This is a genomic window from Pseudomonas sp. SG20052 (assembly GCF_031766055.1).
GTDB lineage: Bacteria > Pseudomonadota > Gammaproteobacteria > Pseudomonadales > Pseudomonadaceae > Aquipseudomonas > Aquipseudomonas mandelii.
Genome location: NZ_CP134498.1, coordinates 6575501 through 6598707, shown reverse-complemented (window position 1 = coordinate 6598707; position 23207 = coordinate 6575501). Strand labels below are relative to the sequence as shown.

General features: G+C 61.9%; 15 protein-coding genes. 3 read left to right on the top strand and 12 right to left on the bottom strand.

The features are described 5' to 3' along the window. The first annotated feature begins 144 nt into the window (after positions 1 to 144). The gene (locus RHP74_RS30360) at positions 145 to 1818 is read left to right on the top strand and encodes a bifunctional diguanylate cyclase/phosphodiesterase (protein WP_010465155.1); all 1674 of its coding nucleotides are present in this window, start codon (positions 145 to 147) and stop codon (positions 1816 to 1818) included. 108 nt (positions 1819 to 1926) lie between these two features. Here the strand turns inward: RHP74_RS30360 and RHP74_RS30355 are convergent, their stop codons facing one another. Next, positions 1927 to 3321 carry a NorM family multidrug efflux MATE transporter gene (locus RHP74_RS30355; RefSeq protein WP_304816819.1) on the bottom strand — a complete coding sequence of 465 codons (1395 nt, stop codon included), beginning with the start codon at positions 3319 to 3321 and terminating at the stop codon, positions 1927 to 1929. 159 nt (positions 3322 to 3480) lie between these two features. Between RHP74_RS30355 and RHP74_RS30350 the strand changes: the two genes are divergently transcribed. Further along, on the top strand, positions 3481 to 4401 hold the full coding sequence (locus tag RHP74_RS30350; RefSeq protein ID WP_010465151.1) for a LysR substrate-binding domain-containing protein: 921 nt from the start codon (positions 3481 to 3483) through the stop codon (positions 4399 to 4401). Positions 4402 to 4585: 184 nt separating this feature from the next. Next, entirely contained in the window at positions 4586 to 6562 is a 1977-nt protein-coding gene (locus RHP74_RS30345; RefSeq protein ID WP_311096877.1) for a methyl-accepting chemotaxis protein, read from the top strand. A 139-nt stretch (positions 6563 to 6701) separates the two neighbouring features. On the opposite strand, the gene RHP74_RS30340 is transcribed toward RHP74_RS30345, so the two are convergent. The 11 genes from RHP74_RS30340 to RHP74_RS30290 are packed head-to-tail and all read right to left on the bottom strand — an operon-like array spanning position 6702 to position 23088. Then, positions 6702 to 8111, bottom strand: coding sequence for a VWA domain-containing protein (locus RHP74_RS30340; RefSeq protein ID WP_077748588.1), 1410 nt, complete (start codon positions 8109 to 8111; stop codon positions 6702 to 6704). 57 nt (positions 8112 to 8168) lie between these two features. Next, complete coding sequence (locus tag RHP74_RS30335; RefSeq protein WP_154502212.1) at positions 8169 to 8675, bottom strand: hypothetical protein; 507 nt, start codon at positions 8673 to 8675, stop codon at positions 8169 to 8171. A 4-nt stretch (positions 8676 to 8679) separates the two neighbouring features. Further along, entirely contained in the window at positions 8680 to 9411 is a 732-nt protein-coding gene (locus RHP74_RS30330) for a hypothetical protein (protein WP_010465143.1), read from the bottom strand. A gap of 45 nt (positions 9412 to 9456) precedes the next feature. Continuing rightward, positions 9457 to 11001 (bottom strand): SUMF1/EgtB/PvdO family nonheme iron enzyme, encoded by a 1545-nt coding sequence (locus tag RHP74_RS30325; protein ID WP_311096876.1) that lies wholly within the window; start codon positions 10999 to 11001, stop codon positions 9457 to 9459. Further along, complete coding sequence (locus tag RHP74_RS30320) at positions 10991 to 12214, bottom strand: ABC transporter permease (protein ID WP_145306572.1); 1224 nt, start codon at positions 12212 to 12214, stop codon at positions 10991 to 10993. The genes RHP74_RS30325 and RHP74_RS30320 overlap by 11 nt, the downstream gene beginning before the upstream one ends. Continuing rightward, on the bottom strand, positions 12198 to 12899 hold the full coding sequence (locus tag RHP74_RS30315; RefSeq protein ID WP_010465137.1) for an ABC transporter ATP-binding protein: 702 nt from the start codon (positions 12897 to 12899) through the stop codon (positions 12198 to 12200). The genes RHP74_RS30320 and RHP74_RS30315 overlap by 17 nt, the downstream gene beginning before the upstream one ends. Positions 12900 to 12909: 10 nt before the next feature. Then, entirely contained in the window at positions 12910 to 14901 is a 1992-nt protein-coding gene (locus RHP74_RS30310; protein WP_311096875.1) for a vWA domain-containing protein, read from the bottom strand. Then, positions 14901 to 15917 carry a hypothetical protein gene (locus RHP74_RS30305; RefSeq protein WP_083375472.1) on the bottom strand — a complete coding sequence of 339 codons (1017 nt, stop codon included), beginning with the start codon at positions 15915 to 15917 and terminating at the stop codon, positions 14901 to 14903. The genes RHP74_RS30310 and RHP74_RS30305 overlap by 1 nt, the downstream gene beginning before the upstream one ends. Before the next feature lie 3 nt (positions 15918 to 15920). Then, on the bottom strand, positions 15921 to 18632 hold the full coding sequence (locus RHP74_RS30300) for a putative virulence factor (RefSeq protein WP_102595403.1): 2712 nt from the start codon (positions 18630 to 18632) through the stop codon (positions 15921 to 15923). Beyond that, complete coding sequence (locus RHP74_RS30295; protein WP_154502197.1) at positions 18629 to 21694, bottom strand: virulence factor SrfB; 3066 nt, start codon at positions 21692 to 21694, stop codon at positions 18629 to 18631. Before RHP74_RS30295 ends, RHP74_RS30300 begins: the two co-directional genes overlap by 4 nt. A 17-nt stretch (positions 21695 to 21711) precedes the next feature. Beyond that, the gene (locus RHP74_RS30290; protein ID WP_311096874.1) at positions 21712 to 23088 is read right to left on the bottom strand and encodes an SrfA family protein; all 1377 of its coding nucleotides are present in this window, start codon (positions 23086 to 23088) and stop codon (positions 21712 to 21714) included. Positions 23089 to 23207: the final 119 nt, after the last annotated feature.

Sequence of the window (23207 nt, the reverse complement as noted above, 5' to 3'; positions counted from 1 at the left end):
CAAGCAGGATGCGCGGTGAATTAGCGGCTAATGTTCGTATTCCAGACACAAACTCACGTTTGATAACTGATGTCATTTGGTCATTGGTTACAGGCGCGGCATAATGCCCGTCGCCTACATCTTTGCAGAGTCTAGGGAGCTAGCTTGTCTACGCCTGTCGAACCCTTGCGTTTGCTGCTACTGGCCGAAGAGCCGGTGTGGGCAGCGTTGTTGCGCGAGTGTCTGGCTCCGATGGGGAGCTCGGCCGTGCTTATCAGCGCGCCGAGCTGGGAGTCGGTCAGCAGTCTGTTCGATGACAACCGCAACGCGGTGTTGTTGACCATTCCAGCACTTCAGCCTCTGCCAGGCCGATGCAGCTTGCCGACAGTGTTGCTGCTCGAGCACGAGCCCCTGACGTCGCCCGATGGTGTGAGCGACTGGCTGGTGCGCGACCATCTCGATGCCGGCATGCTGCGCCGGTGCCTGCGGCATGTGCGCGAACGTGGCTTGCTGGAAAACACCCTGCAACGCCTGGCCGAGCAAGACCCGCTGACTGGCATCGCCAACCGTCAGGGCTTCCAGACCTTGCTGGCCGCGCGTCTGGCGGAAAACGACGGCCGTGGCCTGGCCCTCGGTCACCTTGATCTCGACAACTTCCGTCACGCCAACGATGCCCTCGGCCACCAGGCCGGCGACCGGTTGATCCTGCAAGTGGTTGCGCGGCTGAAAAGCCAGCTTGAGGCCGGCGATCAACTGGCGCGCCTTGGCAGCGATGAATTCGCCTTGCTGATCGACACCCGCCGCGCGCCTCAGCGCGCCGAATGGATGGCCGAGCGCATCACCGAAGCCCTGGCCGAACCTTACTGGGTCGACGGCGAAAGCCTGTTGATCGGTTCCAGCCTGGGCATCGCCCACGCCCGGGCCCAGGCCGGCGCCGACCCGCTGATGTGGCACGCGCACATCGCCATGCAGCAAGCCAAGAGCACTCAGGGCTGCACCTTTCATATCTTCAACGAACGCATCAACCGCAATGCCCGAAGCATGGCCGACCTCGAAAGCGAGCTGCGTAGGGCGTTGCGCCGTGACGAACTGGAGTTGCATTACCAGCCGCGCCTGAACCTTGAGGACGGCCAGATCGTCGGCCTCGAAGCCCTGGTGCGCTGGCGGCATGCCGAGCGCGGTTTGCTGGCGCCCAGCGAGTTCGTGCCGCTGGCCGAGCAAAGCGGTTTGATCGTACCGCTCGGTTACTGGGTGATTTCCCGGGCCCTGCGGGACATGCAGGCATTGCGCGAGCGTGGTTTGCCGGCGCTGCACATGGCGATCAACCTGTCGTTCCGGCAGTTTCAGGACAGCCAGTTGTTGTCGACCCTGAGCCGGTTGATCGCCGAGCGCGGCGTCGAGGCGCAATGGCTGGAATTCGAACTGACCGAAACTGCGGTCATGCGCCGCAGCGACTTGGTCAAACAGACCATGGACGCCCTCGGGCGCCTGGGCGTGCGCTTCTCACTGGATGATTTCGGCACCGGGTTCTCGTCCTTCGTGCACCTCAACAGCCTGCCGATTGCCTTGCTCAAGGTCGACAAGAGCTTTGTCGGCGGCATGGAAGAGCGGGAAGAGAATCGCAAACTGGTCCACGCGATGATCAACCTGGCGCACAACCTCAACCTTGAAGTGGTGGCCGAAGGCGTGGAGACGGCGGAGCAGCTGGAGTTGTTGCGCGGGTTTGGTTGCGATCAGGTGCAGGGGTATCTGATCAGCAAGCCGCTGCCGTTGGCGGAGTTGGTTGAGTATCTGACGTTTGGCAGCAGCCAGCAGCCTGCCCTCGAAATCGTGAGCTAACCCCGCCCCTGTAGGAGCGAGGCTTGCCCGCGAAGGCGTCGTGTCAGTTAACAAAGATGTCGACTGATGTGACGCCTTCGCGGGCAAGCCTCGCTCCTACAGGGGATCTCAGTCTGTCTGAGGGACTTCGAAACGCTGTACTGACGGCTCGCGCCGAATCATCCCTTTCATCTTCCACTCAAACGCCAGCGTCAGGCTCACCGCCGCGCACGCCAGGCCCAGCGCCAATCCCCACCAGACGCCTGTCGGCCCCCAGTTCAAGTTGAACGCCATCCACCACGCCGCCGGCGCACCGATCAGCCAATAGCAACCCAGTCCGACCAGGAACGTGGTCTTGGCATCCTTGAGCCCGCGGATGCAGCCCATGGCGATGGTTTGGGTGCCGTCGAACAGCTCGAACCATGCCGCCACCGCCAGCAGGCTCACAGCCAGGTTGAAGACGTCTCGAAAGGCCGGGTCGTTGTGGTCCAGGAACAAGCCGATCAACTGATTCGGCAGGAACCAGAAGACCATGGCAAAACCCAGCATCGCCGCCGCGCCGAAGGCAATGCCGACCCGTCCAGCCAACCGTGCATCCAGTAATTGCCCGGCGCCATAGTGCTGACCGATGCGCATGGTGATCGCGTAAGAAAGCCCCGCCGGAATCATGAACGCCACCGAAACAATCTGCAGGGCGATCTGGTGCGCCGCCAGTTGCGTACTGCCCATGGTGCCCATGCACAGCGCAGCGAATGCAAACAACCCGACTTCCACTGCGTAGGTGCCGCCGATGGGCAGGCCGAGACGCCACAGCTCTTTCAGGTACTGGCGGTTAGGCCGCGACAGACCCTGGCGCAGCGGATACGCATCGTAAGCCGGATGCCGACGGATGTGCAGCGCCAGCGCCAAGGCCATCAGGTTGGCGACGATCGCCGTGACCAGCCCGATGCCCACCAGGCCCATTTTCGGCAAGCCGAACATCCCGGTGATCAACGCGTAGTTGAGCAAGAAGTTGGCCACGGTGCCGCCGAGGCTGATGACCATCACCGGGGTCGCCCGGCCGATGGCGCTGGTGAAACCGCGCAGGGCCATGAAGCTCAGGTAGCCGGGCAGGGCGAACGGCAGGATCAGCAGGAACTGCCCGGCAGCCTGGACGTTGGTTTCGGTCTGGCCAAACAGCAGCAGCACCGGTTTCAGATTCCACAGCAGCAGGCCGGCCACCAGCGCCATCAACCACGCCAGCCACAAGCCGGCCTGGGTCAGGCGCGCGGCACCGACGATATCGCCTGCGCCCTGACGGATCGCCACCAGGGTGCCGACCGCTGCGATCACGCCGATGCAGAAGATCGACACGAACGAATACGTTGCCGCGCCCAGGCCGCCACCGGCCAGCGCTTCGGGACTCAGGCGCGCCATCATCAAGGTGTCGGTGAGGACCATCAGCATGTGCGCCAACTGCGAGGCAATCAACGGCCCCGCCAGCCGCAGGATGGCCCGGAGTTCGGTACGTGCTGGATGCTGCATGGTCATCACGCCTCGGTTATCGGAGTAAACAGGAGAGAGCCGATTCTCGGCGCTCTGCGGGGTTTTCACAAAGGGATAAAAAGGATGGGTGGCATGAGTCAGACTCATGCTGGCAAGTTTCTGCTAACGTGGCGGAACAGCGCTATAGGAGCTTTCCCAATGTCCCGTCGTCTTCCTCCCTTGTATGCCCTGCGCGCATTCGAAGCGGCGGCGCGGCATAGCTCGTTTACCCGCGCCGCTGAAGAATTGTCGATCACCCAAAGTGCGGTCAGTCGACACATTCGTACCCTCGAAGATCATTTCGCCTGCCGGCTGTTTCACCGCAGCGGGCGCAACCTGCAACTGACCGAGTCGGCGCGGTTGATCCTGCCTGGCATCCGTGAAGGTTTCACCGCGCTCGAACGCGCCTGCAATACCTTGCGCGCCGAAGACGACATCTTGCGCATGAAAGCCCCGTCGACGTTGACCATGCGTTGGCTGCTGGCGCGCCTGAGTCGCTTCCGGCACCTGCAACCGGGCAACGAAGTGCAATTGACCAGTGCCTGGATGGACATCGACACCGTGGACTTCAACCACGAACCCTTCGACTGCGCCGTCATCCTCAGTAACGGGCGTTTCCCTCCGGACTGGGAGGCGACGTTGCTGTTCCCGGAAGAACTGATCCCGGTCGGCGCGCCGAACCTGCTGAAGGACCAGCCCTGGGACGTCGCACGCCTGGCCAGCGCAGAGCTGCTGCACCCAACGCCAGATCGTCGTGACTGGCGCAGTTGGCTGGAGCGCATGGGGCTGTCGGATCAGGTCTCGCTCAAGGGCGGGCAAGTTTTCGACACGCTGGAGTTGGGCATGATCGCGGCGGCCCGAGGCTATGGCGTGTCCATGGGGGATTTGCTGATGGTGGCGGAAGATGTCGCGCAGGGTCGTCTGAGTTTGCCGTGGCCGACGGCTGTCGCCAGCGGTGAGCATTATTACCTCGTCTGGCCGAAAACCCGCCCGGGAGGTGAACGTTTGCGCCGCCTCAGCGACTTTCTGCAAGGCGAGGTCCGGGCCATGGATTTACCGGATGTCGAGCGCTTGAGCTGAATCGATGAAGCCCCAGCAATAGAGGCCTTGAGCCATATCCTGGCTATTTACTCAAGTATTCAGGTTTGCCGCCGAAAATCTGCAGGTGGGACCTTCGTGCAGGTCCCCTGTAATTCCTCTAATTAGAATTTTGCTGAGTGTGCATCGTGATCAGGATGATCCGGTCACTTGGCCAGGAGCTGTCATGTCTCAACCTCGTGCTCGGATCGCCTCACAGCTTGGTCTTGCGCTTGCCGTGATACTGGCGATCGTCATCACTGGCAGTACCGTGTTCGCCCTGCGTTCGCTGGACTCCGCCAACCTCGCCACCCGCGAAGAGCACCTGGCCAGTGAAGCCCGGTTGCTGGCCGATCAGTTGAGTACCTTTCACGGCACGTTGCGTGAAAGCACTCAGCGTCTGGCCGGTCTGTTCGAGAAGCGCTTCAGCGCCGGCGTGAGCGTGCACCCGGACGAACCGGTGGCCGTGGCGGGTACGCAGACCCCGGGCCTGCACCTGGGCAGCGAAGTGTTGAACAACAACTTCAAGGAAGTCGACGAGTTCAAGCAGATGACCGCGGGCGTTGCGACGGTGTTTGTGCGCAGCGGTGAAGATTTCATCCGCGTCAGCACGTCCTTGACCAAGCAGGACGGCAACCGGGCCATCGGCACCCTGCTGGACCACGCTCACCCGGCCTATGCACGCTTGATGGCGGGGCAGAGTTATGTCGGCCGCGCCTTGCTGTTCGACCGTTCCTACATGACGCAGTACACGCCTGTACGCGACAGCAGCGGTAAGGTGATTGCCGTGCTGTTCGTAGGATTCGATTACACCGACGCGCAGAACGCACAGTTTGAGAACCTCAAACGCTTCCGCATCGGCCAGACCGGCTCGCTGGCGCTGCTCGATGAGCAGAAGAAGTGGTTGGTGCCGATTGCGGGTGTGCAAGCGCTGGATCAAGCAGTCCCGGCCATCGTCGATCTGGCGGAAACCCCGGGCAAGGGTGATTTCTGGAGCGACAAGTCCGAAGACTTCTACAGCGTGGCCGTGCCGTTTGAAGGCGGCCCATGGTCGGTGGTGGCAAGCATGCCGAAAGCCGAAATCAGCGCCGTGACCTGGAGCGTCGGCATTCAACTGGCGATCGGCAGTCTGCTGGCGACGTTGATCGCCGTCGGCTCGGCGGTCTGGCTGCTGCGCAGCAAACTTGCGCCGCTGGGTGATCTGGTGCGTCAGGCAGAAGCCCTGGGCGCCGGTGATTTGAGCGTGCGCCTGAGCGTGTCGAGCAACGACGAAATCGGTCAGCTGGCCCGTGCCTTCAACCAGATGAGCCAGGCCTTGTCGACCATGGTCGAGCACATTCGCAAGGCCTCGGTCGAGGTCAACAGCCGTGCACAGGCGTTGTCCGGTCTGTCCGGCGGTGCCTATGAAGGGATGGAGCAGCAGTCGGGCGAAATCACCAGCATGGCCGGTGCCGTGGAAGAATTCAGCGCAACCTCGCTGAACATTGCCGACAACATGGGCAGCACCCAGCGTCTGGCGCAGGAAAACGCACAGCAAACCCAGATCGGTCGTACCTCGATGGACGAGGCGTCCTCGTCGCTGGAGCAAATCGCTGGCGCGTTGAACAGCACCGCCATCGTGATCAATACCTTGGGGCAGCGCTCCCAGGAAATCGGCGGCATCGTCGGGGTGATTACCTCGATCGCCGATCAAACCAACCTGCTGGCGCTGAACGCGGCCATCGAAGCGGCCCGCGCCGGTGAGCAAGGTCGTGGTTTTGCGGTGGTGGCCGACGAGGTGCGTAACCTGGCTTCGCGTACACGTCAGGCCACTGACGAAATTTCCGGGATGATTCAAAGCATCCAGCAGGAAACCGGCAATGCGATCAGCACCATGGAACAAGGCAATGTGCTGATGCAGGAAGGTTTGTCACGCAACGCCAACGTGGCCTCGGCCCTGGCGCGGATCGATGAGCAAAGCCGCTCGGCGGGCCAGCAATTTGCGGCGATCACCACCGCGACCCAGGAGCAGAGCAGCACCGCGACCTTGCTCAGCAGCAACCTGCAAAGCATTGCGCTGGCAAACAGCGAGCAGCGCGAAGTGGTGTCGAACCTGGCCGTGACCGCCAAAGAGCTGGAGAAGCTGGCGGCGGACTTGCGCCAAGAGGTTGATCGGTTTCGTTGAGGCGTCGCTGAAATAGTCTTCGCGGGCAAGCCGCGCTCCTACAGGGGCATGTGGCGTTCCACTCTTGTGTGAACGGCATATCACCTGTGGGAGCGAGGCTTGCCCGCGAAGGGCTCACCTCAATGTTCAGATCAGACGATCAATCACACTTGGCATTGCTCGACACTTCCTTGCTCGCCAGTTTCAACTGCTTGCCCAGCTCCGCCGCATTGGTGCTGCTGTAAACCCGGCCGCCGGTGTTTTCAGCGATGCAACGTGACGGGCCGCCGGCACCGATTTTCACTACGTTGACCCGCAGCCGCGGTTGATCCCTGGCGATTTGGCGGGACACGGCGCACACGTCTTTCTGGCAACCGTCCTCACCGTCGACGAACATCACGATCACGGCATCGTTATTGCGCCCGTCGACGGTGCTTGCCGCGTGGGCCAGGCTGTCGGCCAGCGGTGTGCCGTCGTTGGGCACCAGGCCTCGAATCCCGTTGATCAGCCGCTGACGGTCGCCGAACTTGAACACGCCCTGGTCCGGCGTTCTTTCGCAGCCGGCGAAGGTGATCAGGCGCGTGTCGATCTTCGGGTCCAGCCCGTTGATCATGCCGGCCAGCGAGTCCTTGGCGACGTCCATGCGGCTCGGTTTGGCGAAGATCTGCGTGGTGCGGTTCACATCCAGGTACTTGTTGAGCTCGTTGCCGAAGAACCAGTCCTCGTCGGCTTTCACAGACTTGATGTTCAAATCCATCGAACCCGAAGTGTCGAGCACCACCACAAATTGCGGGATCTCTGCGTTGGGCGCTTTTTTGCGGCAGGCGAAGTTGTCCAGCGTCGGGGCCGGTGGCGGGGCGGCCACGACCGGTTTTGGTGGCGGGACGGGCTTGGGTTCCGGCACCGGCACCGGCACAGGTTCTGGCACGGGTTCCGGTTCTGGAACCGGCTCGGGTTCCACGACAGGCTCGGGAACAGGCTCAACCGGTTTCTCGACCGGCGTCACCACTGGCGCTACAGGTGGAACCACGACAACGGGTTCACGGTGCAAGAACCACCAAAGCCACAGCGCCAGAAGCAGCAACAGCAGCGCCAGCAAGGCCGCCGCGATCCACCAGCCGCGACGCGACGGCGGCACTACCGGCACCACTGGAACAACCGGCGGCACGATCGGTTTGGGCGGGCGCTGGTTCCAGCGCACCACCAGCGGCTCGCCGTTGAGGCTGTAGAGTTTATCCAGCTCGGGCGTGCCGAGCAGGCTGCGCAGGTCATCCGCTACGGTGGGCTGACCGCGTTTTTGCAGTTCGTCCGCCAACTGTCCAAGGGACGTCTGACGCACTTCATAGGTTTCCAGCAAACGTCGTTGCGCGTCCTCGTTGAGGTCGGCATAGGGCGTGGGTTGGCCACCCAGTTCGGTCCACCATTCCAGCACGTCACCGCTGCCCATTCGCGGGATGGCGAAGAGGCTGGCGACGGTCGGCGGAAAGTGTTTCTGGATGAGGGCGACTTTGGCTTGCAGCGCACTCATCCCCTCTGGTGTGGCTTGCGCATCCCTGATGACCCGCTGCATGACGACGATTCCTGAAAAGGGTGCAGGCCGCCATCGGCAGGCCTGCGGGGTGAAAAGTTACTTTTCGTAACCGAGGCTGAATTGCAGCTGATTCACTTTCTTCTGCAAGGCCTTCAGTTGTTCCTGCTTGGCAGCCAGCGTCGCGGGTGAGGTCTTGGTCACGGGCGCTGCCTGGGAGGCCTTGAGCTGCTGCTCGAGCCCGGCAATCTGCTTCTGCACCTGGCTTTCATTGCCATGCCGGGCCTTGAGCGAGGTCAGCAACTGGCCCAGCGACTGGTTCAGCGCTGCCTGGGACTTCTGCTGGCTGGCCAGGTCGGTCTTGGTGCTGAGCTGCTGGGCCTGAATGTTCTCGTACACTTGGCGGAACATCGCGTTTTCCTGGCGGGACGCGGTCAGGGCCAGTTCCTTCTGTTTGACCTGGTCGCTATAACCACCAGAGTAGTCGCAGTTCATCTTGGTCAGCATGCTGCTGTCGCGATTGGTCGCATCGCATTCGCCCGGCTTCGTCGCGCAACCGCTCAGGGCCAGGACGGCGGTGAGGACCGCCAGCTGTCGTAGAGTCATGTGCTTAGCCCAGGGTGATCGCGGAACGCTGGTTGTACAGACCGTCGACTTCCTTTTGCAGGGCGGCGACTTTCTGGTTCATTTTCAAAATGTTCATGTCCACCTGCTTGATCTCGGCACCGGCGCCTTGTGCACGCTCGGCATCCGCCACTTTGGTGTACTCGGTGACCTTGGTGCGCATGTTGCCGAGGTCTTTACGCAGGCGCGCGATGTTCGAATCGATCTCGGCGATTTGCACTTGGGCCTTGGCCTTGTCGACTTTCTTGTTGGCGATGTCCTTTTTGATCTGGGCGATTTGCGCCTGGTCATCATTGATGACTTGCTGAGCGGTCGCGGTACGGGCGATCACGTTCTGGGTGTCTTGCTCGACGTCGCTGTTCATCTTCGCCAGGCGGGTGGTGGTGTCGGAGTATTCGCTGCGACGTTGATCCAGGTAATAGTTCGCGCCCATGGCCACGCCACACGCGGTAATACCGGCGGCGATGGCGCAGACCGCCTTGTTGCTGCTATTGGACAGTGCGCAACCGAGGATGCCGACACCGGCGCCGACCGCACAGGCCTGGTAACCGGATTTGCTGAAAAACTCTGCGTCATTGCCTTGGGTCAGACGCGGGTCGGCCCCCTCGCTGCCACCGAGCATCGAGCTGCCGGTGTTGGCACAACCTGTCAGCAACAGGCTGCCAGTGATGACAAAAGCGATCTGTAGCTTGAAGCGAGTCCAGAGGCTGCGCGACATGGTGAAACTCCTTGGTGACGGTGTTGGCTGTTGTTGTTGAGTAAGTTATTGAGTGACGGTTTTGCAACTGGTCAGCCAGGCATCAGTGTCGATCTTCTGCTTTTGCAGGAAGGTCTTCTGATTGGCCCAGTGGGTGCGCAAATAGGGTTTGAGTTCTTGCAGCTGCTTGTTGCGGGTGATGATTTCTTCCATCACCGGCACCTGCGCTTCCAGCAGCGGCTGGCCATACAAGGTTGCCGATTCCACCAGGCTGCTAGCGTAGTAACGGCTGAGTTTGTGCAGGCGATCCTTCTGCTCGTCGAGCTTGCCTTTGCGCATGTCGCAACTGGCGTCTTTATCGGCGGATTCGCAGTTCAGCTTGTAGTTCTTCTGCAAGAAGTCCACGTACTGGCCGTCGTCGAGCATCTTGGTGCACAGGAACGCACCGAGGTTGAGGCTGGCGCGGATCGCCTGGTCGCGGGTTTCTTCCTGCTGCTGGTTGCTGGCACGCAATTGGTTTTCCAGCGCCTGAAGCTTTTCCTTGAGCGCCTTGTCTTCGACGCCCGAGGCCAGGGTGTTCAGTGACTGAACGGTGCCTTTATCAGCCGACTCGGTTTCCTTGCTGCCGGTGCCGAGTTTCCTCCAGCTGCTTTCAATGCTGGCGACACGCTCGCGGGACGTCAGGGTCGGCGAGACCAGCACCAGTCGCATACCGGTGGTTTTGTTTTTCACCTGGCCTTCGGCGTTGTAGTACGGCTCTTCCTTGCGCAAGCCGGTGCGCAGGTCGGCCTGGGCGGTCAGGTAGTTGCCGCCACGGACCACATAGCCACCGGCCTGTCCGTGCTGGCGGTCGAGTTTGTTCAGGCGGAACGGCTCGAACATCATCTCGTCGACGTTGCCGAGCATGTCGTGCAAGCCCAATGGATTAGGCTTTTGCAGGCCGGACAATTGCAGTTTGCCGTTGGATGATTGCGACCCGGCGAACCACTCGTAGGCGTTGATACCGTCGGGCATCGGGTAGCGCGTATCGCGGAATTCCGCTGCGCCGACTTCCAGGCCACCGCGCGCCGCGAACTCCCACTCGACTTCCGTCGGCAGGCGCAGGAAGCCCAGTGCGCCGTCTTCTTTCGGCAATTTGCCGGCCGCGTTTTTGCGCAGCCACAGGTTGTATTTGTCGGCCGCTTCGACGGCTTGCACCCAGCTCACGGACACTTGCGGCAGGCGCATTTTGGTGGCGGCGGTGGGGCAGGTTTCTTCGGTCAGCGCGGCGTATTGGAGCTGACTCATCTCGTACTTGGCCATCAGGTAGTAGCGGGATTTGTCATTCTTGGCGCCGGTGAAACTGCCGGCGATGAAGGTCGGCCGGGTCTGTTCGACGTAGCCGTATTCCGCGCCGTCCTGACCGATGTTGATCGGGTAGTCGTCAAGCGGTCCGGCGACCGGAATGAACACCTTGCGAAACACCATCGAGCCTTCGCACGGCATCGGCAGCACGACGTCGCTGGCCTCGGGCATCGGGTTGTAATACTTCTCTTCCCAGCCCGCCGCCGAAGCGTCGATCAGGTAGCCGAGGCTCAGGGGCAACAGCAAGCCAAAACGTTTATAGCTCACGCAGACTCTCCGCAGGTTGGATGTTGATCGCTCGCACGGCGCCGATCACGGCCACCAGTGCAGCGACCAGAAAGGTCAGGAGCAGGGCGGCGAGGCCGTGCCAGAGTGTGATGTGGCAAACAAAAGTGCCGGTGGCCTGGCTGCTGCCGAGCAGGTAGTCGAACAAATGGCTGCCGACAGCGTAAAAGCCCAATCCACCGAGGTAGCCGGCCAGGCTCAGCACCAGCGCTTGCAAGACCACGAAACCGGCGACCGCCGTGCGTTTGAAACCCAGTAGGCGCAGCACCGCGAGGCTTTTGCGCTTGCGGTCGATGTTGGCCAGGAACGCCCCGACCATCGACGCTACACAGCCGATCAGCGCGGCGAGGGCGATAACCCCGAAGATCAGCCCCAGCACATGGTTGATGGCTTTGACGTTGTCGATGTCGGCCAGTCGGCTTGAAGTTTCGATGTGTTGTTCGTTGAGCCAGCGTTCCAGCGGCGCCACTTGATCGATGTCGCGGGCATAAAGGCGGGCGCGGGCATACAGCGGTTGCAGATCGCCCAACGGCTTGCCGGTTTCGATGCCGAATGCGCTGACCTGATAACCGTCGCGAAAGCGCTCCAGGTCCAGCAACAACGGAGGGGCAACAAACCCGGCTGCGCGGCCGAAACGAGCGCCGTCGAGCACTGCCAGCACAGTCAGCGTCATCTCGCCGCGCTCGTTGACGCCTTCCAGTCGGCGCAACACGCGCAGTTGCACGCGGTCGCCGACCTTGGCCTGCAAGCGTTGCGCGGCGCGGGCGCTGAGGATCACTTGGTCGCCGGTCGGGTTGAGGTGTGGCAGGTTCAACTGCGGGTCGCCGGGTTCGGTGGCGATGATTTCCGCGCCTTCGACAAACCGTTGCATGCCCATCAGCAAGTCTGCCTGGGTGTTGAGCGAGCGGGTCTGGCCGAGGGCAAATCCGGTCTCGGGACGCTGGCGCACCCGTTCGATCCAGGCGCTGTCGTAGTTGCCGTTGCTGAGCATCTTTACTTCAAGGTTGCGCGGGTCGCGCAGCAGTTCGTCCTGCAACTGGCTGACCACGCCGTGCTTGAGGCCGAACAGCAGCAACAGCGGCGCGATCACCGCCACCAGCGAGGCGGCGATGCACAACGACACCTTGCGGTCGTGCCAGAGGTCTTGCAGGGCCAGCGTTGCGAGCAGGCGCAAGCGGTCAGTCCATCGGTTCAAACAGAGTCTCTCCCTGACGGCTGATAGCGCCGAGTCGCGGCAAGCCGAAATCCTTCAGCAAGGCCCAGTCATGGGACACAACGAGCGCACTCAGGCCCATGCTCGATACCAGGCTCATCAACAATTCAAACAAGCGCCGGGCGCTGTGCGGATCGAGTGCCGCTGTCGGCTCGTCGGCCAACAGCAGCAGCGGCTCATGGGCAATCGCCCGCACGCAGGCCACGCGTTGGCGTTCACCGATCGACAATGCTTGAGGGTGTTTATCCAGCAAGCCTTGCAGGCGCAGCACCTCAACCGCGTGATCGATGTGCGCGCTCTTGACCGGCATGCCGAGCAAACGACGGGGCAGGCTGATGTTGTCGCGCACGCTCAAAAACGGCAGCAAACCGCCGCTCTGCAAAATGAATCCCAAGTGCCGCGAACGCACCGCCGCCAGGGCCGGCTGGTCATCGCTGGCCAGCAATTGTGCGATGTCTTGATCCTGCGTTGCGCCCAGCCGAAAACGCTCGAGCTCTATCGGTGCCAGCAACAGGCCGATGGCTTCGAGCAACGTGCTTTTGCCGCTGCCGCTCTCGCCGGTGATGGCGAGTATTTCCCCGGCACCGACGTGCAGGTGCGGCAGGCGCACATGATGAGCCAGCGCACCTTCTCCTCGGCGCACCAGCAGGTTCTTGATATCGAGCATCGGCGTCTCGTTAAGGCATCATTTCCAGTGGCACGGGGTACACGTTGTCCCGTGCATCGCTGTCCTTGGCTAAAGCCACCCAACGGTCGACGTCAGCGTTGTAACGCTGGTAGTGCCGCAGTTTGGTATTGAGCGTGCGGATGAATTTCTCCTGCGCCAGGCCATCCCAGCTCTTCCAGGTTTCTTCGTCCAGGTTCAGTACTTCGCTCTGATACGGCAGGTCTTCGAGGTACTCGCCGAGCACGCCCATGTCCGCCAGTTTGGTGTTGCCGTTCTGCTTGAGCTGATTGGGATCGGCGCCCATGGTGGCGGCCACCGAGCGCAGGCGCTCGAACATTTCCGTCGGCGAGATCAGGCCTTCGTTGGCCGCATCGAGGATCTGCTTCATCACGTCGCTCAAGTCGCTGAGCTGGGATTTGGTCAGCAGTACCCGCACATCCGTGGTCGGGACGTTCTGCTTGATCAGGTCACGGTCAGTGATCCACGCCTTGAACACTGGCGGTGCCTTGCTGTTGGTCTTCTCGCCCAGATAGGCAAGTTGCATGGCGTGGCCGATCAGCGCCGCGTCTTCGAGCATTTTCTTCTCGGCCGGGTCCTGCTTGGCGTTCACCGCGCTGCCGATGGCGTCTTCGCCCATGTAGGCGGCTTTCACTTGCGAGGTGATCGCGGTGGCCAGCGAATCCACCTTGCGCCCGAACTCCTGAATGTCGCCCGCGTTCACCGGGTAATACAGCGAGGTGTTGGTGCCCGGGTAGGTCGACAGATTCTGATACTGCGCCTCGGCCTTGGCGTGGTCCTTGATTCCGGCCGGGGTTTTCAGGTGCAGGGTGTAAATCGCCACGCCCGGGTTGGCGGCTTCGAGGCGAACCTGCGAGGCGCTCAAACCGGTTTTCGACAGCTTGTCGTCGCCTTCGATGGCGCCCGCGTCGGTGATCAACACCACGTAGCGCGCACCGAACTGGCTCCAGTCGACCTTGTCGATGCTCTCCATGACACCGGCAAAGGCGTCTTCGTCGAAACTGCTGCTCGATACTTTGGCTTGTTTGAGGTCGGCGACCTTGGCGAGGAAGTCGGAACTGTCCTTCACCTGAGTCGGGTCGGCATACATTTTGGTGGTGTATTCCAGGCCTGGCACCGCCTGGGTGTTGGAGCGGAACGCCACCAGGCCGAACTTGACCTGCTTGCCGAGGTTCTGCGATTCGATCTGCTGATAGACCTTGCGGATCGCCTCGCGGGTGCGGTCGATGTACGGGTCCATCGAGATCGTCGAGTCGATGACAAACACTACCGCTGCAGTGAATTCCTTCAGTTGGTTGGCCGCCTTGTCCTCGGCTTCCTTGCCACCGGCCGCGCTGTTGGCCGCACCACCCTTGGTGTTCTGGTCATCGGGCTTGCTGACCGATGCGACGTTCAGCAGCCGCGTGCGGAAACCGCCCTCGGTCATCACTTCTTCGCCGCTGAGGACCGGTAGCAGGTAGAACTGCTTTTGCAGATCGACGAAATATTCAGGTTCTTCGGCGAGCACGCCCGGTGCTTGCTTGCCCTTTTTCAGCGTGGCCCGCAGCGGGGCGACTTTGCTCACCGGGTCCGGTGCATCAAGGATGCCCTCGACAATGGCGCGGTCCTTGAAGAACAGCAGCCGGTCGCGGTTGGCCGGGTTGGTGAACGCCAGTGTCAGCTGCATTTTCCAGTCGGTGGTGCAGCTGGCGGGCAACCAGCCAATGGTTTTGCCGTAACTGTCGGGGCCGACTTTGAGCCACTCGGCGTTGGCCGCTTGAGCACGCTCATAAACGTAGAAGCGGCTGAAGACTGGTTGCGCATCGCCTGCCGCGCCGCCTGCCGTCGGGCTGAGTTTGCAGCCCGGGGTGGTCAGTACGCGCTGGAACAAGGTCTTTTTACCGGCCTGGATCAGCGGTTTGTCTTCGGCCTGGGACAACGGGCTGATGCACAGTGCCAACAGCGCGGCGCCGCTCAGCAGGAAACGACTCAGGGGAGAACGCATCACTTCTGCAACTCCTCGAAACGCTGTTTGGCTTCGGCGTTGTTCGGGTCCTGGGTCAGGATCGTTTCATACCAGTAGGCGGCGGTGGCGTTGTCCGCGGCTGGGAAGCACTCGCTGGCTTTCAGGTATTTAGGGTCGTACTCGCGGGCATAGGCATTGGCGATCAGCGCGTCACCGGCCTGGGCACGGTTAGCGTACAGACGCTGGGCAACACCGCAGTGTTTGCCGGCCTTGGCTTCGTTGATGATCTCCAGCAACTTGGCACTGTCGGGCGCGGCCTTGATGCAGGTCTGGACGAAGGTCAGCTCGGGCAGGCTGTTCATGCTGTCGAGGGTGCAGGCTTGCGCATCGGCACCGGCTGGTACGGCGGCAGCGATGGCCGGGGCGGGGACCGGAGTACGTTTGTAGAACCAGAACCCGGCCGCTGCGGCCACCAGCAACAGCACGACGAGCGCGAGGCCGATGAGGCCTTTTTTGCTTTTCTTTACCGGGGGTGGAGGCGGTGTGTAAGCAGGTTCGTTTGGCACCGATTCCAGTTCGATTTCTGGCTCGGCGGTGTTCAGGACCAATTCCGGCAGCTCTGGAATTTCGGGTTCCGGTGCAGCAGGTGCGCTCAAGTCTGCACCACCGTAAGTCGAACGCGTCTGGCCACCGGCCGTGGACGGCAGCAACCCGACGCCTGGACGGACCACGCCTTTGTCGGTGTGCCCCTGGCTCTGTTCGCGCAGCTCGATCATGAATTGCGAGTTGGTGCCGCCTTCGAGCAGCGGGTCGACTACTTCCGGGCCGACCTGGGCTTCAAGGGCTTCACCACTGGTCGCAACGCTGAAGCGCGAGACCTTGAACCAGAACGGATTGCTGCTCCAGGCTTTCTGATCCTGGAGGTAGAACCCGTCCTGGTTACGCTGAATGGAGAACTCCAGCTGTTCTTCGCCACCCTGCCATTTCTTCACAGTGAGGCACGCCTGGCCAGGCACGTTGGGTTCTAAGGCGAGCAGGTCGACACGAATTGGCATTGCTTATCTCGCTGTGAAGGCTGTGAGCACATGGCCCAGCCGTTCATTCTGTTCAGGGGTGATTTCGCGACCGGCACCATGGCCGGCGTTGTCCTGCGTGATGTAGGCCAGGCCCGAGAGCCAGTCACCCAGATACCGCTGCGCCTGGTTAGCCGGTTGCGGCGGCAACACCGGCACTTGTCCCGGACCGATGTCGGTATAGAACGAGAACAAGGGCGCCTTGGCGCCGGCACGGCTGTTCGGGCGCTCGTTGACCGGTTTTTGCAGGTAGCCGAACCAGGACACGAAGTCGCGCAGCACGCGTTGCACTTCCAGCACCTGGCGTTCGACCAGCTGATCGCGCCGTGCGCCGCTTTGTGCACGCTTGAGCACTGCACGGCTCAGTTGGCCGGGCAAGTCCTGGCGGTAACCGGCCGTGATCAATTCGTCGACCACCGCTTCGATCAACGCCTTTTCCAGTCCTAGCAGGGTGAGCAGGCTTTGCCGGGTGGTCAGTTCGCGCAGGTGTGCAATCCAGGCCTTGAACGCGGCTTTGGCGAAGCGGTGTTCGTTGCTTTGCAGTTCCGGCGTCGGGGTGTTGGATTTACTGGCGGCCGGTGTGTCGTGACTCAGGTCGTCGCCGAAATCAAAATCGAACCCGGCGTCGTTGCCGTATAGGCTCTGGCTCGGTGTCGGCGTGGCCGGCTCATCGCTGGCGGCGGGCGCGTCATCGGTTTCGTACACACCGCTGAGGTACAGGTCGCGCACCGACTCGCTGGGCATGTCGAGTTCATCGATGAACTCGCCGAGCACGGCCGGACGACGGCCCAGGCCCGTCAGTATCATCTGCGCCTGGGCTTTTTTGGCGGCTGCGGCGCCGTCACCGTCGGCGTGATACCAGGTGCTCAGGCCGTGAGTGGTCAGGCCTTCGAGGCATTCGCTGAGCTGCTCGCGGATGCGCTGCAGTTTGAATTCAATGTTGGCCACGCCCTTGAAACTGCCGCTGAAATGGCTGATGCCACCGTCATCGTTGCGCAGCATTTCTTTCCAGGCGTTGGCGGGATTGTTGATGTGTTTGCACACCAGTTCGTTGCCGGCAAAGCTTGTGCCCAGGGCGTCGACGCGCTCCAGGTAGCTGGGGTTGAGGCCGGTTTCGGCGCCGCTGGCGTCTTGCACGATGAATGCGGCATCCATGCGCGGTTTACGCACCAGGAAGGTGTTCTGGAACGGCGTGCCGGCCCAGTCGTTCATCCAGCTCAGGCTGCCGAAGCGTTCGAGCATGGTCAGCTTGACCATGCCGTTCCAACTCTCGTCGTACTGATCAGGCGTCAGGCTCAGGGAGTTGGTGATGCGCAGGTCGAGCATGGTCAGGGCCCAGATCAGACCGGTGTCGCGTTTACTGCGGGCGGCCGCGTCGGCGCCTTGAGTCTTTTCGATCCAGCGCGTCAGCACCGGGCCGACGTCGTTGACGTCGCTCTGTTTGGTCGAGCCGGTGCAGACCACCAGCGCGTTCATTTCCTGGTTGTCGGTGTAGCGTTCGAACAGGTAAGCGACCTTGCCGCGCAGAATCAGCTGCGAGACGGAGTTGTCCTTGGTGGCGGATTCCGGGTCGTTGGAGTCGGCTATCTCGTGCAGCTTCTTGCGCCCGCGATAACCGGGGAAATCCAGCAAGTCGACCTGGTTGACGATGTCGTCCGCCGGGGCTTCGATCAACCCGAAAGTCATCTCGGCGGTCAGTGCAGCCAGTTGCGCGACCGGGATGCCCTGGCTGTTTTGCAGGCGTCCGTCGACCCGGGGCCGCACGTCGATCGGCAAGTCCCGCGGGCTGCCGAAGCGCTCGAGGATGTCGACGTTCATGATGCTGTCGCGCTGACTATAGGTGTCGTTTTCGAAACTTACCAAAGCCTTCAATGGCGCGAAGACGGTCTCGGGCAGGCCCAGCTTGTGCAGCGCGCCGGCCAATTGCTGGTACACGCGCGTCAGCTCGCTTTGCTCACCCCAAAGGATGGAAAACAGCTCGGCACGCTCCTGGAAATTCAGGCGTGGCGCCAGTTGCAACGCCGTGGGCCAATACAGGTGCTCAAGCTTCTTCACCGAGTTGCGGAAGTTATCGCGCAGATAATCCCACAGCGACACCAGATCGTCAGCGCTGACGCCCGGTTGCAGCGGCCCGGTCTCGCGCCCTTCAAACGGCTTCAGCACGCGCTGGATGCGCGCTTCGTCGATCTCGTAGGAGATCCGCTCAAGGTCGAAGTCCTTGAACCACGAGTTGGCGAGAATCTTCGCCAGCTCGATTTCCTTGAACAGCGTCAGTTCGACCGGGAACTGCGGATCCTGGCTCGGCGTGGCGCGGCGGCTGAAGCGCGTCACCAGGCCGGTGGCTTCCTTGCCGCCACCCACCGGGTTGATGTGCTTGATGAAGTCCAGGCGCTGGCCACCGAAATCGGTTTCCAGTTTGCCGTTCTGACCGGCCGCGAGGGCCGAAATCAGGTAGGACTTGCCGGCCTGGGACAAGCCGAAAAAGCCAATGGTCATCGGCGTGCAGGCCACGCGGCCGAGGCTGTGAGCCAGGTTGCGGGCGCGGTGCAGGCGGATGTTCAGGTTGTCGGCTTCGCTGTCCAGCCGTGGCGCGTTGCCGCGTGTCTGGCCAATCCATTCCAGCGCCTGACCGGCACCTTCATAAACAGCGGCCCAACGGGCTGAAAGCTGAGTTTGTTCGGGGGTCAGGTCATTCATTTGCGTTTCACACTTCCACTGTCGAGCCAGTACTTGGTCTCGCTCAGGCCGGCGTCGAGCATGGTGTTGAGTTCCAGCTCGAGGTCGCTGCGCGGGTTGAAGTTGACGTTGTTACTGTTGGATTCGATGTCGCGAACCGAAAGGCGATCGCTGACCAGATCCTGCTTGCGCGTGTACTTGTCGGCCGCCTTGACCTCGAAGCGCACCTTGAGCAGCGGTGCGCTGCCGTTTTCTCCAATCGCCCGGGAGAACTTTTCCCGGCCGGCCTTGGTGAACCGCAGGGTGTACAGCGGCGAAGCCGCCCAGCGATCAGCGGCCAACTGGCGGAAACCGAGACGCAGGTCGCCGCGCATTTCCAGCTGCGGCGTATCGGCGTCATCGCCCGTGCCGATTTCCGGCAACTTGATTTTGTAGTCTTCGGACTGGATGTCGCGGTACAGCACGTCGGCATCCTTGATCACGTTGTTCAGGTCGATGACGCCGATGTGCTTGACCGTCGAATACGGTTTGAGCGCCGAAGAGCGGAAGTAGAAGTTCGGCACGCTGTGGTTGGCGCACAACAGGCACAACATCGCGCCCACCGAAGCGGTGCTTTTCGGGTCGTCAATGCGGCCGTTCTTGTGGAACGGGTACCAGCCGCCGGTGCGATAGTTTTGCAGCGCCAGAATGCGCCCGGGTGGCAGCGGCAGAACCTTGCGAATGAACGCCTGGATGCCTGGCAGACGCGAAGGGCGGCCAGTCAGCAGCAGCACATCGCACGGATAGTGGGCGACCACTTCACAGAGTGCGCCGAGGATCTTGGTGATGTTGATCTGATCGTTGAGGAACGCGGCGTGGAGCTTTTGCAGGTCGAAGCCGATCTGCGATTCGTACAGGTCGAAACCGCTCTGACCCCCGACATCGCGGCGCACGGCGGCGTTAACGTAGTCAAGGACGGTCTGGCTGATCGCGTTGTCGCCCAGCAACTGGCGGTAGCTTTGCGGGCTGACTTCCTGCGGGACTTGCGGGTCGTAATGCTCGTAGGCCTTAAGCAACGCAAGGCCCAGCGGTGCGAACACCTGCAGGTTCAGTTGCTGGCGCAGAATCATGTCCTGGGCGCTGACCGATTCGTCGCCGCACAGCCGCGACATCAGCGAATCCGGGGCTTTCACGCCCGCGTTCTGCAAGGCTTTCTCGAAGCTCGGCAGGATGAAGTCCTGAATCACGTCCAGCAGGATGTCGTCGCCGGCCACTTTGAAGCCATCGCGAAAACGCTGCTCGGGCACGATGTGCACGTTGCTGCCGCTGCCGGTGTTGCCGGCGCGGTCGAGGCGATAGTCGGTGATGACCAGGTCGGTGGTGCCACCGCCGATGTCGATGGTCGCCAGGGTGATGCGTTCGCGGTCGGTCTTGTCTGGCCGGGCGATGGTGTCGAAAAACTCTTCCGGGTGACCGGCGAAGTTCTCGTTGACCTCGGTGTACAGGTACACCAACTGGCCGCAGGAGGCTTCGTCCCATTCCACGCGGATGCTCGGGATCGGCGTGCGCGGGCTGACGGCCTGATCCTGATGCGGATCTTCCTCGCCGGCGTGCCAGCCAAGGCTTTTCCACACCAGGCCGATGGCCTGCTGCATGCGTTCGTTGAGGATGCTGCGCTCGGCCTGGGGCATGCCCGGCGGCACGGTCAGGGTGATGCTGTTGAGCTGGCGCGGTACGCGGGTGTGACCCTGGCGCGAGCGCTGGGCCGGGCTGTTGATCTGCGACAGCGCCTGGGCCAGCACCTCGGCGAGCATGAAGGTCATCAGCGAGCTGCGCGAGTAACGCGGCATGAACACCGGCAGACGATCGTCTTCTTCGAGGCTGTAAAGCGCCTCGCCGGTTTCGTTGATCAGGTGCGAGAACGGCGCGGCGGTGGCGTAGGGCTCGTTGTCGGTCTTGATGTACGAGCAGTTGAAACGCCAGCCGTGGCCGTAGGCGTTTTCATCCCACAGGTAACGTTTCGGGCTGGACAGGCCCGTCGAGCCTTCGGTGCCGCGACGGCGGCTGGCCAGACGGCTGGCCTCGTTGCCGACCCGGGCGATCGTCGCCCACTGGAACGCATCGTGACGGCCGCTCTTGACCGAGCAGTGGTCCTTGCCGAAATACGCCTGGGCAAACTCCACACGGCTTTCAAACGGCAGGTTGTAGGTGTGTTCGGGGGTGATCAGGTCGCGCAGTTCCAGCACGTAATTCTGCTTCAGCCCGGAGCCGGCCTGACCGTGGTTCTCGATCAGGATGCCGCAGGTGCGTGAGTTGCCGACGTCCAGCACCAGGTCCACCGGAATCGGTTTGACCAGGCCATTGCTGTCGTTGGCCACCACTTTCAGCTCAGGGATTTCCACCTTCGGCCTGGCGGTCGACTGCGCTGCCGCAGACGGCGTGCTCAACAGGCTCAGCAGGTTGAGGTAGTGCGCCAGGTGATGGTTGGCGCGGATGTCGATGTCCAGCTCTTCGCGGGAACGATGGGCATTGCCTTCGTTGAACACTTCGAGCAGCCATTCGTTGACCCATGGCTGGGCCAGGAACCAACGGGTTTCGCTGGCCTTGGTCGCCAGTTTGAAGGACACGCCGGAGCTGATGTCTTCTTCGTTCGGCGCCAGGTAGGCGGTGCCGTCACGCTTGGGCATGACGCGGCTGTCGAACGCCATCGTCAGGCGATGGGTGTTGCCGTCGATGTCTGGCGTGGCCAGTTTCACCAGGCGCATCCGCGACCAGTTGGTCGGGCCTTCGTCGAAGCGGTGCGGCGGCATGAAACGGAAAAACGGCGTCGGCAGCCAGACACCGTCCAGCAGCTCGAGGCTGCTTTTCATGTCGACGCTGAACGCCGGCTTGGCCTTCTCGACCTTTTCCGGTTCGGGCTCATAGAAGTAGAAGTCTTTCTCTTCGTTGTACATCAGCCGGCAGATCAGCCCGCTGATCATCGGCGCGAACTCGCCCGCCGGCTCCTTGCGAGGATCCAGGCGCAGGGCGAAATCCATGAACTGGATACCGGTGTCACTGACGAGCGTGACGGTGTCTTCGAATTGGGTGACTTCAGGCAACATGTCGGGTTATTCCAGTCTTATTCGCCCATTTGCCGCATGGACATGGGGAATTGATCTTTTCCGTAACCGCCGGTGCAGTCCGCGACCGTGGTCGCCCCTTTGCGGCAGTTGACCTTGGGCATGTCGTAAGTGCTGCCATCGCCGCACACGGCCTGGCCCTGGCTGTCGATGGCGAGGCTGCCGCCTTTCATGGTAGCGCTCACCGGCCCGCTGCATTTCGTGCCGTCGGCCTGGTGTACGGTGACTTCGCCCTTACCGTCCTTGAGCTGGTATTCCAGGCGCAGCGGCTTGCCGGTCCGGCGATCCTGAATGCCGGCACCGGCGCGGTACTGACCGTCGAGGAACTTGGCGGCACCGTCGGCGGCGTCAGGCGGAATGCTCAAGGCCGGGCCCGGTTTTGTGGTTGCGGCTGCGGCGGCGGATTTTTGTGCGTCGGGTGGTGTGACGGCCGGCACCTCGGTTTTGGCTTCGGCGTCGGGTGGCGCGGTAGGCGCGGTTGGGGATTCGGCGGCCGGGTCTTGCGTGATGCCGGCAGTCGCGGCGTCAGCTTCGTTGCCAGCGAGCGCCGGGGCTTCCGCGCCTTGGGTGCCGGTCACGGCGGTGCCTGTGGTGGAACCAGCGACCGTGCCGGTCACGGGAACGCCATTCAGCGTTGTGACATTGCCGGTCAGTTGTGGCTCTTCCAGCTGATTTTCCACCGGCACGATGCCCTCGGGCAGCAAGTCCACCGCCACCAATGGAATCGGTACGCAACCGCGCAGGCCGAGCAACAGCCACAACAGCAGCAACAGGAGCGGCAGCAGCAACAGCCACCACCAGCGACGCCACCACGGACGAGCTACCACGGGCACGACGGGCGCCACCACCGGTTCTTCAACCACGGGTGGCAGCGTGAAGACGGGCGGAACCTGATAAAGGCAGTGCAGGGGATCGCGATTACCGGTACCGGCGTGCTCGAAACCCCAGAAGGTCAGCACCGGCTTGCCTTGCACCAGGTAGACGAAATTTTCGTCAGGGAAATGAATGACGCGCTTGAGCAGCTTGCCGAACACGGCTTTGTCGCCTTGCTGCTGTTCGGCCGGGTCCGTGCCCAGGAAACGCTGGCTCAACTCATCGAGCGCAGTCTTTAGGGCTTCAAGTTGGCGACGGGCCGGAGCGCGTTCTTCTTCGGTCGCACTGCTCCACGGGATCACATCGCCTTCGATACCGCTGTACCAATCGATCTGGTTGCCGAGTTCATCGCTTTGAGGAATGGCCAGGTGGTCGACCATGTCGGGGTTCTTGCGGCGAATGGCTTCGCGCAATTGCAGGGCAGCCCGATAAACCGGTTGACCTGTTTCGCCCAGGGCTGTGAATGACCCGCTCTTACCGCTGCGTAATAATGCCCCGCGCATTCAAACTCCATATGTTCCGTTGCGCAAAAATGACAGACAAAGGCGTCTGTTCCTGCTCCTGCATTAAGCTGGCGACCTTAATGTCATAATGATGTCGCCGTCAATCAGCAGAGGTCCAA

Coding starts and splice junctions, on each gene's coding strand:
- RHP74_RS30295 (WP_154502197.1), bottom strand. CDS start 21,694: ATGTTGCCTGAAGTCACCCAATTCGAAGACACCGTCACGCTCGTCAGT.
- RHP74_RS30350 (WP_010465151.1), top strand. CDS start 3,481: ATGTCCCGTCGTCTTCCTCCCTTGTATGCCCTGCGCGCATTCGAAGCG.
- RHP74_RS30340 (WP_077748588.1), bottom strand. CDS start 8,111: ATGCAGCGGGTCATCAGGGATGCGCAAGCCACACCAGAGGGGATGAGT.
- RHP74_RS30345 (WP_311096877.1), top strand. CDS start 4,586: ATGTCTCAACCTCGTGCTCGGATCGCCTCACAGCTTGGTCTTGCGCTT.
- RHP74_RS30330 (WP_010465143.1), bottom strand. CDS start 9,411: ATGTCGCGCAGCCTCTGGACTCGCTTCAAGCTACAGATCGCTTTTGTC.
- RHP74_RS30305 (WP_083375472.1), bottom strand. CDS start 15,917: ATGCCAATTCGTGTCGACCTGCTCGCCTTAGAACCCAACGTGCCTGGC.
- RHP74_RS30315 (WP_010465137.1), bottom strand. CDS start 12,899: ATGCTCGATATCAAGAACCTGCTGGTGCGCCGAGGAGAAGGTGCGCTG.
- RHP74_RS30310 (WP_311096875.1), bottom strand. CDS start 14,901: ATGCGTTCTCCCCTGAGTCGTTTCCTGCTGAGCGGCGCCGCGCTGTTG.
- RHP74_RS30355 (WP_304816819.1), bottom strand. CDS start 3,321: ATGCAGCATCCAGCACGTACCGAACTCCGGGCCATCCTGCGGCTGGCG.
- RHP74_RS30290 (WP_311096874.1), bottom strand. CDS start 23,088: ATGCGCGGGGCATTATTACGCAGCGGTAAGAGCGGGTCATTCACAGCC.
- RHP74_RS30300 (WP_102595403.1), bottom strand. CDS start 18,632: ATGAATGACCTGACCCCCGAACAAACTCAGCTTTCAGCCCGTTGGGCC.
- RHP74_RS30335 (WP_154502212.1), bottom strand. CDS start 8,675: ATGACTCTACGACAGCTGGCGGTCCTCACCGCCGTCCTGGCCCTGAGC.